At 61.0% G+C, this 14,191-nt stretch carries 15 protein-coding genes; 6 read left to right on the top strand and 9 right to left on the bottom strand.

Annotated elements, in window-relative coordinates; all coding sequences use genetic code 11:
• The first annotated feature begins 194 nt into the window (after positions 1-194).
• The 3 genes from RHIBR816_RS0113870 to RHIBR816_RS38380 all read left to right on the top strand — a co-directional run bounded on the left by RHIBR816_RS0113870 (position 195) and on the right by RHIBR816_RS38380 (position 2,379).
• Positions 195-674 (top strand): hypothetical protein, encoded by a 480-nt coding sequence (locus tag RHIBR816_RS0113870; protein ID WP_018237157.1) that lies wholly within the window; start codon positions 195-197, stop codon positions 672-674.
• 353 nt (positions 675-1,027) lie between these two features.
• Entirely contained in the window at positions 1,028-1,993 is a 966-nt protein-coding gene (locus tag RHIBR816_RS0113865) for an AraC family transcriptional regulator (RefSeq protein ID WP_245262588.1), read from the top strand.
• Between the two features lie 170 nt (positions 1,994-2,163).
• Positions 2,164-2,379, top strand: a complete 216-nt coding sequence (locus RHIBR816_RS38380) for a hypothetical protein (protein ID WP_018237155.1) — start codon at positions 2,164-2,166, stop codon at positions 2,377-2,379.
• A 41-nt stretch (positions 2,380-2,420) separates the two neighbouring features.
• Here the strand turns inward: RHIBR816_RS38380 and RHIBR816_RS0113855 are convergent, their stop codons facing one another.
• The 6 genes from RHIBR816_RS0113855 to RHIBR816_RS0113830 all read right to left on the bottom strand — a co-directional run bounded on the left by RHIBR816_RS0113855 (position 2,421) and on the right by RHIBR816_RS0113830 (position 9,595).
• Positions 2,421-3,497: an ABC transporter ATP-binding protein gene (locus tag RHIBR816_RS0113855; RefSeq protein ID WP_018237154.1), complete on the bottom strand. Its 1,077-nt coding sequence runs from the start codon at positions 3,495-3,497 to the stop codon at positions 2,421-2,423.
• Complete coding sequence (locus RHIBR816_RS0113850; protein WP_018237153.1) at positions 3,498-5,420, bottom strand: glycoside hydrolase family 127 protein; 1,923 nt, start codon at positions 5,418-5,420, stop codon at positions 3,498-3,500.
• A gap of 17 nt (positions 5,421-5,437) precedes the next feature.
• Entirely contained in the window at positions 5,438-6,301 is an 864-nt protein-coding gene (locus RHIBR816_RS0113845; protein ID WP_018237152.1) for a carbohydrate ABC transporter permease, read from the bottom strand.
• Positions 6,298-7,215 (bottom strand): carbohydrate ABC transporter permease, encoded by a 918-nt coding sequence (locus RHIBR816_RS0113840; RefSeq protein WP_018237151.1) that lies wholly within the window; start codon positions 7,213-7,215, stop codon positions 6,298-6,300. Before RHIBR816_RS0113840 ends, RHIBR816_RS0113845 begins: the two co-directional genes overlap by 4 nt.
• A gap of 62 nt (positions 7,216-7,277) precedes the next feature.
• On the bottom strand, positions 7,278-8,513 hold the full coding sequence (locus tag RHIBR816_RS0113835) for a sugar ABC transporter substrate-binding protein (protein ID WP_026186973.1): 1,236 nt from the start codon (positions 8,511-8,513) through the stop codon (positions 7,278-7,280).
• Between the two features lie 92 nt (positions 8,514-8,605).
• Positions 8,606-9,595, bottom strand: a complete 990-nt coding sequence (locus tag RHIBR816_RS0113830) for a LacI family DNA-binding transcriptional regulator (protein WP_245262587.1) — start codon at positions 9,593-9,595, stop codon at positions 8,606-8,608.
• A gap of 357 nt (positions 9,596-9,952) precedes the next feature.
• On the opposite strand from RHIBR816_RS0113830, the gene RHIBR816_RS35935 reads away from it, so the two are divergent.
• A complete protein-coding gene (locus tag RHIBR816_RS35935) occupies positions 9,953-10,114 on the top strand; it encodes a Thivi_2564 family membrane protein (protein WP_018237148.1) in 162 nt (53 codons plus the stop codon).
• Between the two features lie 633 nt (positions 10,115-10,747).
• Here the strand turns inward: RHIBR816_RS35935 and RHIBR816_RS0113820 are convergent.
• The 3 genes from RHIBR816_RS0113820 to RHIBR816_RS0113810 form a co-directional block, all read right to left on the bottom strand.
• On the bottom strand, positions 10,748-11,074 hold the full coding sequence (locus tag RHIBR816_RS0113820; RefSeq protein WP_018237147.1) for a hypothetical protein: 327 nt from the start codon (positions 11,072-11,074) through the stop codon (positions 10,748-10,750).
• A gap of 214 nt (positions 11,075-11,288) precedes the next feature.
• Positions 11,289-11,735, bottom strand: coding sequence for a universal stress protein (locus RHIBR816_RS0113815; protein WP_018237146.1), 447 nt, complete (start codon positions 11,733-11,735; stop codon positions 11,289-11,291).
• A 252-nt stretch (positions 11,736-11,987) separates the two neighbouring features.
• Entirely contained in the window at positions 11,988-13,085 is a 1,098-nt protein-coding gene (locus RHIBR816_RS0113810; protein ID WP_018237145.1) for a DUF475 domain-containing protein, read from the bottom strand.
• Positions 13,086-13,462: 377 nt separating this feature from the next.
• Here RHIBR816_RS0113810 and RHIBR816_RS37105 point away from each other — a divergent pair, with 377 nt between their 5' ends.
• Positions 13,463-13,714, top strand: a complete 252-nt coding sequence (locus RHIBR816_RS37105; RefSeq protein WP_018237144.1) for a DUF982 domain-containing protein — start codon at positions 13,463-13,465, stop codon at positions 13,712-13,714.
• A 172-nt stretch (positions 13,715-13,886) separates the two neighbouring features.
• A complete protein-coding gene (locus RHIBR816_RS0113800) occupies positions 13,887-14,174 on the top strand; it encodes a DUF982 domain-containing protein (RefSeq protein WP_018237143.1) in 288 nt (95 codons plus the stop codon).
• Positions 14,175-14,191 lie beyond the last annotated feature (17 nt).

Here is a 14,191-nt window from a genome sequence, read left to right as displayed (position 1 = left end):
AAAAAGGTTTGAAAGCGGATACCCCAACGGTGGAATAGGCCCACGAGGGCATACGCGGATCAGACTGCTGACTACCCGCGTCTCAGAAGTGTTAATCGCCGAGCGGCCAGGCACTATCGTAAACATTGGTGGTGACGCTTTTGTGTAGCTGCCGTTCATGTCCGAAAAGTCCCGTAGAGCTCCAGGTAGATCAGATGGTAGACTTCAACGATCTTAGCGAGCCTGAGGTTGATATGGACACTCTCATTGAATTCACTCCAGCGCCCACAGGTTGGTTAACGGACAATTCGGGAATAGTTCTGGTGCTGTTGGCTACCTTACCCTTGACACTCTTTCTCAGGGCGGACCGGGTCCTGAGATATAGCGCCATTGCGGTGTTCATCGGAGCTATCCTATTGATTCTACTAGGCGTCGATGGGCTTGCAGGAGCAATTGTCGTGATTGTCGCCAATACCTCGCTCGTTTCAGCCGCGGCACTGTCCATGCGCAAACGGATGATGCAGATGGAAGTTCACATCGAGGCAGCCAAGTCGGCCGTCCGCGACTTGGAGATCGCCGAAGAAAGGCGACAGACCTTCAGCGCGAGAAATCCCATCGAGCGCACAACTTCCTCTGCCGCCGCGGCCGCCAGCCGACTGCGCGATAAACATCAAAGCAAGACCCCGTTGACGTGAACGATCCCAACTGCGGGCCTCGGTCCACGCCGGCTCGGCCGGGAAAGCACGTGCCGCAAAATACATGCGATCCCAGGTAGATTGCTCTATCGGTTACCCGAATCCCAATATCCACCCCGCGCAACTTCTGTCCGCATGACGCCGAGATGTTCTCGCCGGCCGACATTTTTGTAGAGCTTTAATCCTCCAGAACCACCAATAGCGGCCTGCGAATCTTTCATTCGCGGAAGACGGTATCGCGGGGACGATTCATGCGGCCGGGCGTCAAAGGTGGCCAGCCGGATCATCTTCGGCGTCTCCTTGGGCAAGCCCCGTGCCCGCACGACTGGAGGGAGATGGTCGAGGTGGACAGAGTGTCTATTGCAGCCACGTCGTTTCGCTGCCACGATCCGGAAGAACTCGCGGCGGTCTTGTCCACGCCCGCTTCTCCAATCAAGGTCGAGATGCTGGGCGGCGAAACTCTGTCGTTCGACTGCGAGTTCTTTTCGACAGGAGCGATATCGTTCGGCAGCTGCGCCTACGAAGGCGAAATGCAATGCAATCGTCAGGCGGCAAGCGACAAGTTGTTGATCTTCCTTCCGACACGGGGGGCTGCGTTGTTCGAGCCCGGCAAGAAGGAGATCTGGTCGCGGCCCGGTCAGGGAACGATCGTCGACGGGACGCGCAGCGAAAGCGTCCGGCTGTACGGCCCCCGCCGGCATCTCACCTTGTTCATTGACCACCGCAAGATCGCCAACCACCTGATCACCATCCTGGAGCGAACGATCAGCGGCAACCTCGAATTCCATCCGCATATCGATCTCACCGCCGGACCGGGGCTTGCCCTCACGCAACTTGTCGAAACCACCTGCAGCGGCCTGCGAGGGAACGCCCCCTTGCGCCAATCTCCATTGGCTCTCGCATCGCTCGGCGATGCGGTGACCCATCTCCTGCTGGAAGCCGCGCCGCACCGCTACTCGGACCAGCTTGTCAGCCCTATACCCCTGCCGGCGCCGCGGCATGTGAAGTGGGCGATCGATTTCATGCATGCCCATATTTCCGAGCCGATCACCATGGCGGAGATTGCCGCGGCGGCGAAGGTGAGCGTCCGGACCCTTCAGCAGGGATTTCGGCAGTTCCGGATGACCACACCCATGGCCTACCTGCACGAGTTGCGTCTGACTGCCGCCCACCAGGATCTCATGAACACACATGAGGCCCAGAGCGTCGCCGATATCGCACTGAAATGGGGCTTCACCCATCTCGGCCGGTTCGCAGCCGACTACAGGAAGCGCTTCGGCCTCCTGCCTTCGCAAACGATGCGAAGCGGCAAAGGCTGAGAAAGGGCCCATCCGGCCAAATTCCCTGAAAGGACGGTTCTCTGAAGGAGAGGAGAGAGGCGGCCTGACACCGGCCTGTTACCAAAGAAACGCACACTGCGGCAGAGCCGTCGATAGACAGGAATGGCGCCAATTCGACGCGTAAGCATTCGAACGAAGAACCCTGCCCTATGACGCCCGAACGTTTTACCGCATGTCTCGCCAGCCTGAGGTGGACCGCGATCGATCTGACTTCCGCCCTCCAGTGCCAGCTCTCTTGGGTGGAGGCTATGGAAAGCGGTCAGGCGGAGATACCGGATGACCTGGCTGCCTGGCTCGAACGCCTTGCCGGTTGCCATGAGGCCGCGGGGGTTCCAACGCGCTACCGCGGCCTTGCGCATTCGTAACGGCCTGCTTGATCCGCTCACCCTCGCGCCCTTCGTGGGGGTCAGCCGATCCGCGCGCCGGTGCTGTCGAAGTATCGACGACGCTCGCGCGATGCCGTCAGCCATACCGTTGATCCTGGAGGAATGTCGTCGCCCTCCCGCAATTCCACCACGACATTCTGCAGATCTCCGAGCCTGCAATAGACATAGCGCGTGCCGCCAAGATACTCGGTGAAGTCCACGGTCGCCTGCACCGCATCGGGTCCGCTCGCAACGATCCGGACATGTTCCGGCCGCATGCCGAAGACGATCCTTTCGCCGGGCCGAAGCGGGTCCAGGCAAGCCTCGATCTCGCAGCCGGCAACCCGCACTTTTCCCGAACCTCTCCATTCCGCATCCATAAGGTTCATGCGCGGCGAGCCGATGAAGCCGGCGACGAAGGTATTGACGGGGTTCTCGTAGACTTCGCGCGGCGTGCCGGTCTGTTCGATCCTCCCGTCGCGCAGGATAACGATCTGGTCGGCAAGCGTCATCGCCTCCGTCTGGTCATGCGTCACATAGATCATCGTGTTGCCGAGTCCGCGATGTAGCCGCGCGATCTCGACACGCATCGAGACGCGCAATTCGGCGTCGAGGTTGGAGAGCGGTTCGTCAAACAGGAAGACGTCCGGCTTGCGCACGATCGCCCGGCCGATCGCCACGCGCTGGCGCTGGCCGCCCGACAATTGTCCGGGACGCCGGTCGAGCAAATGGTCGATCTTGAGGATTTCGGCTGCTTGCCCGACGCGCCGCTCGATTTCCATGCGGTCGGTACGCGACATCTTCAGTCCGAATGCGAGATTGTCGCGCACGCTCATGTGCGGATAAAGCGCATAGGACTGAAAGACCATCGCGATGCCGCGCTCGGAGGGGTCGAGATCCGTCACGTCACGCCCCTTAATGGCGATTTCGCCCTCGGTCACCTCCTCGAGCCCGGCAATCATGCGCAATAGCGTCGATTTCCCGCAGCCCGACGGGCCTACGAAAACGGTGAAATCGCCGTCCTTGATCGTCAGATCGATGCCATGAACGACCTGCAGCGCGCCGAAGCTCTTGCGCACCCCGTTGAGCACGACACCGATCCTGTCCCGTTCCGTCATCTAGGCGCCACGCTTCTCGGCCTGCAGCCAGACGAGCATTTCACCCGGCCCGCGATTGTCCCAGACGTGGTAGGGCACCAGACGCAGCCGTGCGTCGCGCCTTGCCGCCGGCGTGGAGCGATAGAGCGACGTTCCCCAATCGGCCGCGTCCTCGCGCTCGACCGGCAACTCGACTGCCACTGCACCTTCGAGCTCGTCCAGGACCGCCGTCTTCGTTTCGGGCAGATCCCCCGGAACGACGATGGCGTTGAGTTCGCCGCCATTGTCGACCTCCTCGGCGCAATAGACGAGCGGCCCGCGCATCAGAGCCACGCGACCGGCGTCCTGCCTGACCTTGGGATTGGCGTATTGCGGCCGAAGCTCGAGCGGTAGGTCGAGCAAAACCTGGTCGCCGTCGGACCATTCGCGTTCGATACGGGCGTAGCCGTCAAACATCACGCCATCCAGCTCGATTGTACCGCCATTGACGGATAAGCACGCACCCTTCGCCCATTCCGGAATCCGCAAGGACAAGGCGAACTGTCTTGGCTCATCGAGTTCGAGCTTTACAGAAATCGCACCCTCCCACGGATAGTTGGTGACCTGCCGCAACGTCACGTTCGAGCGACCAAGCTCCAGCCTTACGGTGCTCTCCCCGTAGAGATGAATGGCGATTTCGTCGGCCGCCACGCCATACATATAGGACCCCACCGAGGCGACGAGCCGGGCGATGTTCGGCGGGCAGCAGGGGCAATTGTGCCACTTCCAGCGATGATGCTTGCCGGTGCTCTCCAGCGGATTGTCATAGAAGAAGGTCCTCCCGTCGAGCGAAAGGCCGCTCAGCGCCCCGTTGTAGAGCGCCTGTTCCATGATATCGGCGAAGCGCCGGTTTGGCCCGCGCCCGAGCATGCGGCTTGCCCAGAAGACCAGGGCGACCGAGGCGCAGGTCTCGGCATAGGCCGTGTCGTTCGGCAGGTCGTAATAGTCGGTGAAGCCTTCGTTCTTCGCGGAAGGGCCAATGCCGCCCGTTACATACATCTGCTTGGTCGTCAGGTCGTCCCACAGTGTTTCGAGCGCCTCGGTGAGCGTATCGTCTCTGTACTCAGTGGCGAGATCGGCCATGCCGGAATACATGTACATGGCACGCACCGCGTGGCCGACGACCTTCTTCTGCTGGCGCACCGGCTCGTGGGATTGGCTGTATTCGTGGGTTTTCTGAATGTAGTCCTTCGGCGAACGCCCGTCGCGGATCGCCTCCTCGGTGAAGAAGTGCGGCTCCCGGCCACGCTCGTCGATAAAAAACTTTGCAAGGTCCAGATACTTCTTCTCGCCGGTGACGCGCGCCAGCTTGACGAGCGCGAGCTCGATCTCCTGATGGCCGCAATAGCCGCGAAGCTGGCCCTCTCCATGGCCGAAGAGCTTGATCGCATAGTCGGCAAAGCGGCACATGACGTCGAGCAGCTTGCGTTTTCCGGTCGCCTGGAAATAGGCGACTGCCGCCTCGATCAGGTGCCCGGCGCAATAGAGCTCGTGGTGATCGCGCAGGTTGGTCCAGCGCCGATCCGGCTGCACGCGCTGGAACCACGTATTCAAATAGCCGTCGTCATCCTGCAGCCGTTCATACATGTCGATGATGTCATCCGCCCGTGCCTCGAGCGTAGGATTCGGCTTGCGATAGAGCGAATAGGCGATCGTTTCGATAGACTTCGCCAGATCGCTGTCCCAGAACATCTGGGTCGTTCCGCCCCAGGGCTGGATGGGAATGATGATGCCGGGATTTGGATGATCGACGTCAATGGCGCTGAGCATTCCCGCCTCGACGCAGCGGTCGAGGAGGATCTCGGCCGTCGCATTGCAGACGGCATCCTGCCACTTGCCCCAGAATCCCCCCACCCGGACATCGGGTACGGCCACGGGCCTGAACTGACGGTCCTTATTGCTCATGGTTTTCCTTTCTCTCGTCATTTGACCGCGCCGGCCATCAGCCCGCGCATGTAGTAGCGTTGCAATAGAAGGAAGACGATCAGGCAGGGCACGACCATGACGGCGACCCCCGCTTGCACGGCGCCCCAGTTGATCGCGCCAAGCCGGCCGGCACGAACGGCGGTCATCAGCACCGGGAGCGTATAATTGTCGTTGCTGGAGAGCAGCACGAGGGCCGCAAAGAACTCGTTCCAGGCATTGAGGAAGGCGAAGATCGACACCGTCGCGACGCCGGGCATCACCAGCGGCAACAGCACCCGCACCAGGAGCTTCAGGTCGCGCGCGCCGTCGATGCGGGCCGCCTCCTCGATCTCCTTCGGCACCGCGTCGAAGGCGTTGCGCATCATGAAGACCGAGAACGGCAGCTGCAGCGTCACATAGACGAGCATCAGGCCGAAGAGCGAGTTGTTGAGTCCGAGCCTCGCCAGGATGATGAAGAGGGGCGTCAGGATCGACTGGAACGGGATCATCAGCGTCGCGATGATCAGCACGAAAAGCGCGTTCTTGAAAGGAAAGCGGTAGCGTGAGAAGCCATAGCCGGCGAGCACGCTGACCGCGACAGTCAAGGCGACCGTCCCAAACGACACCACCAGCGAGTTTAGCGTGTGCTGCCAGACGCCGGAGCCGAAGCCGTCGAGGATACGATAGGCGTCGAAGCTGATGCCCGACATCGGCCACGGCGGCAGCGGCGGCAGGCCGGATTCGCTGTTCGGCCGGAACGATGCCAAAAGGCCGATCACGAACGGCGCCAGGAAGAAGAAGGCCGTGCCGATACCGATCCCGTGATAGGCGATCCGGTCGCGCAGCGCCTTGCGGGCGCGGATTTCACGACGCGTCCTCATGGTCTCTCATCCCCCACCTTGAGCAGCCAGAGCTGGAAGATGCTGATGGTGACGAGGATGGCGAGCAGCGCGATCGAAAGGGCTGCGCCATAGCCCAGATTGAAGGACACGAAGGACTGGTTGAAGATGTAGTAGACGACGGAGATCATCCGGTTCTGCGGACCGCCGCTCGTCATGATGTAGAACTGGTCGAAGGCGAGGATGGAGCCGGTGACCGACAGTATCAGGGCCAGTGCCATAGTCCGGCGCATCAGCGGCAGTGTCAGGTAACGGAAGCGTTGCCACCGCCTCGCGCCGTCGATCCGGGCGGCCTCCGTCAGCTCCGCCGGAATCGCCTGGAGGCCGGTGAGCAGAATGATCATGGTGAAGCCGGCAATCTTCCAGACGACCATGACGATGATGGTCAGGAAGGCCGTATCGAAACCGGCAAGCAGGTTGATGCGGCCATTGGTCAGCCCGAGCCGCTGCATCAGCGGGGCGAAAAGACCGCTGTCGACATTGGCAAGCCACACCCAGAGCAGCGAGGCCGAGGCGAGCCCGACGACGACCGGCAGGAAAATAATCGTTCGATAGGCGGAAACCAGCGGCCGCTGCTTCTCGACGAAAATCGCCAGCGGAAAGGCGACGGCGAAGATCGCGATGGTGACGATGATCGTATAGTGCGCCGTAAAGCCGAGCGCCGCCATGAAGCGCACGTCGCTTACCATGCGGACATAGTTGCCGAAACCGATCCAGGCGGGCGTGCCGAGCAGCGGCCATTTGTGCAGGCTCATCCAGACGGTGAAGAGCACCGGAAGGACGAAGAACACGGTGACCAGCGCCATCGCCGGCGCGATGTAGAGCAGACCGCGCCAGCCGGATCGCTTCTTCCTGCGGTGACGCGGCGACTGAGATGCGATGCCCGACATGGTCATGAGTGACTTCTTCGATCCTGTTGCGTGTGCTGGAAGGACGGATGCCCTCCCAGCGGTACGGGTTATTGACCCGCGTCGATGATCGATTGCATCTCGGATTGCGCATTCGAGAAGGCGCCGTCCACGTCGTCACCGTAGATTGCCGCATTGATGAAGGTTGCCCACGGGCCGTTCGATGAGTTGATCAGGTCGTTGAACTGCAGCGTATAGGGCGTCTTTGCGACCGCGATCGCCTCGATGCCGACCTTAAGGCGCGGATCGAGCCCTTCGAGAACCTCGCCGGCGATGTCGCCGCGCGTTGGCAGGCTGCCGTATTTCGCCATGATCTTCTGGCCCTCCATCGAATAGGTATATTCGAGGAATTTCTTGACCGCTTCCAGCTTCGGCGTTCCCTTGGTGACGACGAAGTTGTCGCCGCCGGCAAAGGACGAGGGCTTGCCGTCGACGCCGGGGATCAGCGTAACGCCGAAGTCGATCTCCGGATGCTGGGTGACCAGCGTGCCGATGGCGAAGGCTCCGATGCTCTGTTGGCCGATCTTGCCGTTGGTGAAGGTCAGGAAATTGACGCCGTTATCGCTTGCGGAGCCGGCGGGAACCGTGTCCTTCGCAACGAGATTGCGATAGATGTCAACCGCCTTGCGCATCTCGGGCGTGTCGAGCGTAGCCTTCTTGCTGTCGGGGGAGAGGATGTCGGCATCCGCACCCCAGACCAGCGGCGTGAAAGTGAAGATCATGCAGCCGCCGCAGCCGCCGCCGGAGAAGTAGAAGCCGTAGGTGTCGTCGCCGAGGGCGCGGATCTTCTCGGCATTGGCGGTGATCTCCTCCCAGGTTTTCGGCGCCTTTTCCGGATCGAGCCCGGCCTTGCGATAGAGTTCCTTGTTCCAGGCGAAGATCGACGTTTCGACCGAAAGCGGCAGGCCGTAGATCTTGTCCTGATAGGTGCCGAGCTTGACGTGCGACGGTGATAGCGCGTTGAAATAGGAGAGCGATTTCGCCCATTCGCTCAGGTCCTCGAGCTGGCCGGCAGCGGCGAAGGCAGGCGTGTAGATCAGGTCGAGCGACAGCGCATCCGGCGCCTGGCCGCCGGCAATGGCCGTGGCGTATTTCTGAACGAGTTCGGAAAAGGGAACTTCGGTCAGTTCCACCTTGTCCTCACCGGCAGCATTGTAGGCCTTGACGACTTCCTTGAAGGAGTCGCCGATGCCGGTTCGCACCCACATGCTGATCGTTTCGGCAGAAGCAACAGAGAGCCCCAGCCCGTAGGCAAGCGTCGTTGCGGCAAGCAATCTCTTCAACACTTTCCATTCCTCCTCTTGACCGGAGCCGCTTCAATGCAGGCTCCCTCCTCCTCGTTCAGTCGCACGCGGCCGGCGTCAGTTCAGGCGTCTTACTAGTCGGCTCGGGCCCCGCCACAGGACTGGCGGATGACCAGCTTACAGGGCAGCTTGCGCAAGCCCGGCTCGGCCGGACGTCCTTCGGCGAGTGCAAGCACCATCAACCCGGCTTCCCTGCCGAGTTCCTTCAAGTTCATGTCGATTGTCGTCAGCGGCGGTCGGGTCTGTTCGGCCAGGATTTCCCAATTGTCGAAGCCGATGACCGAAACCTCCTCCGGCACCTTGACGCCACGCTCCCGAAGCGCGTCGATCACGCCGCGGGCGATCTGGTCGTTGCCGCAGAAGATGCCGTCGGGCCGCACGCCGCCGGCGCTCCACAGATCGGCAATCGCCTGGTGGCCCCAACTCTCGGACCAGATGCCATAGAGCACCGGCGCCTCATCGCCGGCCTCGCTGGCGAAAGCCGCTGCACGCTCGCGCACGGAAACGAACGTCTCGGGACCGGTGATATGCACGAGCCTGCGACGACCTATTTTCTTGAGCCAGTCCGCAGCAAGAGCCGCCCCCTGCGCATCGTCCGCCGTGAAGGTCACGCTTTCCGGCGTCCCGGCGGTGAAAGCATAGACGACGGGCACCGGCAGGCCAGCGAGATCGACCGGGAGAGACCTGTCGATCCGCTTGCCTGTCGCGATGATGCCATCCACCTGCTTGTCCAGCATGGCGTCGACATGGACCTTGCCGAGGGCCGGATCGTCCTCGATGGCGCAGAGGAAGACCGAGACACCGTGATCGACCAGTGCCTCCGAAACGCCGGCCATGACCGGCAGGGTGAAACGGCCATAGGTGTCGTTGGTCAGAAGGCCGATGGTGAACGACCGGCTGGACAGCAGCCCCCGCGCCAGCGCGTTCGGCCGGAAGCCGATTTCGGCTGCGATCCGCTTGATCCGTGCCCGCGTCTCGGCGGCCATGCGGCCGTTGTCGTTTAGTGCCTTCGACACCGTCGAGACGCTGACGCCGGCCACGCGCGCCAGATCGTGAATGGTCACGCGACCGCTCCTCGCCCGCTGCGTCGTCAAATCGACCTCCCACAAGAATGACAATGAGAAAACCTTTTCTCACACCATATGTCAATATGCGAAAACGTTTTCTCAGCGAGCTGGCATTTTCTTTGAAATCTTCAGGGGTGGCGACAGGCAGCGCGTAGGATCAGCCTGTAGCTCGGCCCGTCTCCGCCCCGAGGCCCTAAATTTCATCGCCAGATGCGATCGTCGCGCGCGAAATGCGCGTCGACGCTCCATCGCGCGCAAAGCGACACTGTTGCGATCTGGTGGCTTGGGCCTTTCCTTTCGCCTCTGCTCCCATAGGTAAAGTTTCGTAAGTCGAGACAACAGGAGCGGAAATACATGTCCCTACTGATCAGTGTGCTTGTGACATTTCTCGTCGTCATCCTTGTGCTCTATCTCGTCAACCGGCTTCCGCTGGACGGACGCACCAAGCAAATCGTCCAAGTCATCGTGATCATCATCGGCGTCTTGTCGCTGCTCAGATATCTGGCGGTATTCTAGCAATGCCGCGTTTGTCGCGGATATCAGGTGGTGATCCGCCATTCGGGTTCGGTGGCGCGGAACGCGCCAACCGCGCCTGCAACACTCGCAGCAAGCGGAATCAGGCAGCCGGGTTGCGAATCACCCTGTTCAAGGGCGATGATGGGCTGCGTTCACTGATCTCTGATTGCAAAGCAACTGCCGCTCCATTAATCGAGTCGAGACCGAATCCAGGATGGTCTCCAGTATCGGAGGAACTACTCAATGAACAGAAACGTGATCATCGGTATCATAGTGGTCGCGATCGTCATCCTCGCGGTTATGTTCCTGATGCCGGGTGGCACCGAACAGACAGCCGAAACGCCACCGGCACCTGCTCCTGCAGAACCCGCGCCTGCTGCGCCTGAACCGGCGCCCGCTACTCCGGCACCCGCTACTCCGGAACCGGCGACGCCCGCGCCCGCGACACCGGAACCGGCCACCCCGGCACCCGCAACGCCGGCGCCTGCTACACCCGCACCGGCACAATAGTCCGGCCGGCGATCTCGTTCATGAAGCCTCGCGCCCCGCCCGGGCGCGAGTGTTTCGCCTCTTTGCTCGTTGATGCGAGGGCATTGGGGGCTGCGGTTGCGTATTTGACGCTACCGCAGCCCGTCAGTCCATCATCGTGTGGATTCCGAGCATATGAACCGTCTCCGTCGGGCTCTCGACCTCGACATGACAGTCCTCGATACTGCCGCCGCTTCCCCAACGCGCGGCGAGGCTCATCAGTTCTTCCTGCTCCTTCCGAAGCACATGCCAAGCCAGGATATCGTTCGCGTGGGACGTGTTCAGCCGCGGGTCGTAGAAGCGGTCGATTTCCTCGCCCGCATCCTTGCGGGCGCTCTCCAACCGTTGCTTCATCGCGTTCGACTCGTCCTTCACCAGAAAATACCGGCGCATCACGGCAATCAGCGCAAGATCGTTCGGACTGGCGTTCAAGAGCGTTCCTCCGCGTCATGTAGCGATTCCGCCGGGAAACAGTGCCGGCTCGCCGAGCCCTTCGCCCAAAACTGTGACGCTTTTCCGGCAAAGGAAACCATCAAGCGGAATCCCGGTCACATTGCTTGAATGACTGATTGCAGACCGACTTCAGCGATCATTCATAGGGCCGGTCGAGCGCGAACCGGCGGCCGGGCAGAGCAGACCGGCCCCATCACTTCTTGCGGTAGATCAGCACGGGGATCGCCGAATGTGTCAGCACCTTGGCGGCTACGCTGCCAAGGATCAACGCGCCGACGCCGCCGCGGCCGTGCGACGCCATGATGATGAGGTCGGCGTCGATGTCCTGCGCCTTCGTGACGATCGCGCGGTAGACATCATGGGTGCGAACCTGATCCGTATCGCAGGTGACGCCGGCGCCTTCCGCCTTGGCCTGCGCCACGGCGAGCCTCTCGGCCGCGTGCTGGCGGGAGATTGCCTCGTATTCTTCCCGGGTGCTGCTGAGTTGCTCGATATCGGCTGAAAAAAAGAGATGGAAAGGCTCAACCACGGTAAAGACGGTGACCCTGGCATTCACCTCTTTGGCAAACGCTATGCCGGCGTCCACGGCAAGCGTGGCAAGCTCTGAACCATCGGTGGGAATGAGTATGTTGCGGAACATGGAAGCCTCCTGTCTGCTGTCTTTCCAGGCTACTTGCACTGCTCCAATTGACATTGATGCGGATCAAGCATTTTGGCCATTCGACATATGGAAGCGGCCCGGCAAGGTTTGCCGGGCCGTCGAATTTTGATGGCCAAATCCGCATCTACAGCGCCGCGCGTCTTTCAGACGCGCAAAGGACGCTGTAGCACTTTGAATCTACGCATCGTGCTTTCCGAAAATCGGTTCGATTTTCGGGCCGATGCGCTAAATTTAGGCGTGCAACCGCCCTTCCGGTTCGCCTCGTACCGTTTCCTCCCGCGCCTCGCGCCGGTTGTGGCGGATCGACGACCAGAGCGAAAGGCCGATGAGGCCCGCGCCGCCAAGCCCGGTGATGACCTCGGGGATATGCATCAGCGTCTGGAAATACATCACCACCGAGAGGATCAGGATCGCATAGAAAGCGCCATGCTCCAGGTAGCGATATTCGCTGAGCGTGCCCTTTTCGACCAGCATCACCGTCATCGAGCGGACATACATCGCGCCGATACCAAGGCCGATGGCGATGATGAACAGGTTCTGCGTCAGGGCGAAGGCGCCGATGACACCGTCAAAGGAAAAGCTGGCATCGAGGACTTCCAGATAGAGGAAGGCGCCGAAGCCACCCTTTGCTGCAGCGCTCATCGTCTGCTCGGTGGCGTCCAGGAGCCCACCGACGATCTCGACGACGAGGAACGTCAGCAGGCCGTAGACGGCCGCATGGACGAAAGCGACCGCCTCTTCTCCCTCGAGCAAGGTCGAGAAGCCGAGAATGAGAGCGAGGACGAAAGCGATCTCGATGCCCTTGATGGTCGCAAAGCGCGCCATCTTGCGTTCGATCCAGGCAATCCAGTGCACGTCCTTCTCATGATCGAAGAAGTAATTCAGACCGACCATCATCAGGAAGGTTCCGCCGAAAGCGGCGATCGGCAGATGCGCATCGTGCATGATGCGGGCATACTCTTCTGGACGAGCCGCAGCGAGGATGATCGCGTCGATCGGTCCGATATTTGCCGCGATCACCACGATCAACAGCGGAAAGACGATGCGCATGCCGAAGACGGCGATGATAATGCCCCAGGTGAGGAACCGATGCTGCCAGACCGGCGTCATGTCCTTGAGCTTGTTGGCGTTGACGATTGCGTTGTCGAAAGACAGGGAGATTTCAAGCACCGCGAGGACGGCACAGACGAAAAAGACCGTCATCATGCCGCTGAGAGTACCGGTCGATTGCCAACCGACCCAGGCGCCGAGGATCAGACCGGCAGCTGTGGTGAGAAAGGCCCACTTGAAGTAATCAAGGGCGCCTGTTTGCGAGTTCGAGTGTGTCATGGGCGGGCCTCTCCTGTCCGCGAGCAAGTCGCGTTTGCGAATGGGAGGCTGTTGGAAAGGAAAGAACGCACGGCCGAACGGGCACATGCGTGAGGCATGGGTTGAATTTTCATGGTAGCGTTTTTCCGCCGGCTGATTTGCTGGCGGTACCGACATCACGAGAGCGCCGTAAAAAACTCTCGCCAGAGGGGCCCGGCACCAATGTTCCTCCCGCGATCTGATGTCTGAAGACGGGAGCGCTTCTTTACTTAGCGACATCGTGTTCCACGTCAAGGGGAGAGCCACCTGTTCACGCGCGTCATTACCGTTGGAAGGGAACTAAAGGCCGGCTCGATCAGTTTGATGTCCACTGGCAACCAGCTGCGAGGCAAGGCGTCATGCACTGTTTCTGGTGGGATAAATGCGTCGAATTGGAGCTCGGCGAAACAGGCGGATACCGCGCCGTAAAGAGCACGCGGGAAGCCGTCGAATGCCTGTTGTCGCGCTGGCCGCAACCGGGTGGCCGGGCGCTCGCGGCCGCCAAACGCACTTGCCTCCAGGCCCTGGACGGCAAGGTCAAGTCTGAGAAAGCCCGCAGGGCATTCATCAAGGCGGCGGAAGAGGCACACCTATCGATTCGCAGCCAATAGAGGCGCATACTCAAGCGCCGGAAAAGAGCCGGCAGCCGCGACGCAGAGATAGCACCTACAGCGCCGTGCATCTGTTCAGACGCACAAAGACTCGCAGTAGCTCGTTGAATTGCTGCATGTTTATCCTTTGGCCGCTCCAAGGAAGCATGCAGGAGGATACGAAAGGACAGCCATGCGCGAGATCCCATGGGAGAAACCCGTCAGCATCACCATGCTGGACGGCAAATGCCGCACCATCATTGGACCGCTCGATGCGATCAAGTGTCTGCAAAGCGAGTGGCCGGTACGGCACGGCGCCTATTACGGCTGCGCCCTGCGCGCGTGCAATGCGGCGCTGAAGCAGCGGAAGAAACCTGAAGACGCCCGCGCCGCCTTCCTCTCCGCTTCCCGGGAGGCCTTCCTGACGATCGTCACGGAAACCGGACAGGACAGCGGAGGTGATGCATACGGGCTGGAGTGAGCCTGTGCCTGCTGCAC

It is taken from the genome of Ensifer sp. BR816, assembly GCF_000378985.1.
GTDB lineage: Bacteria > Pseudomonadota > Alphaproteobacteria > Rhizobiales > Rhizobiaceae > Sinorhizobium.
This window is presented reverse-complemented; position numbering and strand designations above follow the sequence as displayed.

Coding starts and splice junctions, on each gene's coding strand:
- RHIBR816_RS0113800 (WP_018237143.1), top strand. CDS start 13,887: ATGCGCGAGATCCCATGGGAGAAACCCGTCAGCATCACCATGCTGGAC.
- RHIBR816_RS0113815 (WP_018237146.1), bottom strand. CDS start 11,735: ATGTTCCGCAACATACTCATTCCCACCGATGGTTCAGAGCTTGCCACG.
- RHIBR816_RS35935 (WP_018237148.1), top strand. CDS start 9,953: ATGTCCCTACTGATCAGTGTGCTTGTGACATTTCTCGTCGTCATCCTT.
- RHIBR816_RS0113845 (WP_018237152.1), bottom strand. CDS start 6,301: ATGAGGACGCGTCGTGAAATCCGCGCCCGCAAGGCGCTGCGCGACCGG.
- RHIBR816_RS37105 (WP_018237144.1), top strand. CDS start 13,463: ATGCACTGTTTCTGGTGGGATAAATGCGTCGAATTGGAGCTCGGCGAA.
- RHIBR816_RS38380 (WP_018237155.1), top strand. CDS start 2,164: ATGACGCCCGAACGTTTTACCGCATGTCTCGCCAGCCTGAGGTGGACC.
- RHIBR816_RS0113840 (WP_018237151.1), bottom strand. CDS start 7,215: ATGACCATGTCGGGCATCGCATCTCAGTCGCCGCGTCACCGCAGGAAG.
- RHIBR816_RS0113870 (WP_018237157.1), top strand. CDS start 195: ATGGTAGACTTCAACGATCTTAGCGAGCCTGAGGTTGATATGGACACT.
- RHIBR816_RS0113855 (WP_018237154.1), bottom strand. CDS start 3,497: ATGACGGAACGGGACAGGATCGGTGTCGTGCTCAACGGGGTGCGCAAG.
- RHIBR816_RS0113810 (WP_018237145.1), bottom strand. CDS start 13,085: ATGACACACTCGAACTCGCAAACAGGCGCCCTTGATTACTTCAAGTGG.
- RHIBR816_RS0113850 (WP_018237153.1), bottom strand. CDS start 5,420: ATGAGCAATAAGGACCGTCAGTTCAGGCCCGTGGCCGTACCCGATGTC.